This window comes from Nocardiopsis protaetiae, assembly GCF_045446735.1.
GTDB classification, from domain to species: Bacteria; Actinomycetota; Actinomycetes; order Streptosporangiales; family Streptosporangiaceae; genus Nocardiopsis; species Nocardiopsis protaetiae.
Genome location: NZ_JBJJBV010000573.1, coordinates 1 through 355 on the forward strand (window position 1 = coordinate 1; position 355 = coordinate 355).

Below are 355 nucleotides of genomic sequence, written 5' to 3' on the forward strand. Positions count from 1 at the left end.
GGTGTTGGACGCTGTCCCCGAGTAGCGCGGAGCCCGAGAAATTCCGTGTGAATCTGGCAGGACCACCTGCTAAGCCAAAATACGTCCTGGTGACCGATAGTGCACTAGTACCGTGAGGGAAAGGTGAAAAGTGCCCCGGTGAGGGGTCGTGAAATAGTACCTGAAACCGTGTGCTGTCAAGCCGTCAGAGCTGGATCTTTGGGTCTGGTGATGGCGTGCCTTTTGAAGAATGAGCCTGCGAGTCATGGTGTGTGGCGAGGTTAACCCGGGTGGGGTAGCCGTAGGGAAACCGAGTCTGAATAGGGCGTTTGAGTCGCATGCTGTGGACCCGAAGCGGAGTGATCTACCCATGTCC

General features: G+C 56.6%; 1 rRNA gene. It reads left to right on the forward strand.

From position 1 onward, the window contains the following. A 23S ribosomal RNA gene (locus ACJOT3_RS34725) occupies positions 1-355 on the forward strand; the annotation flags it as partial.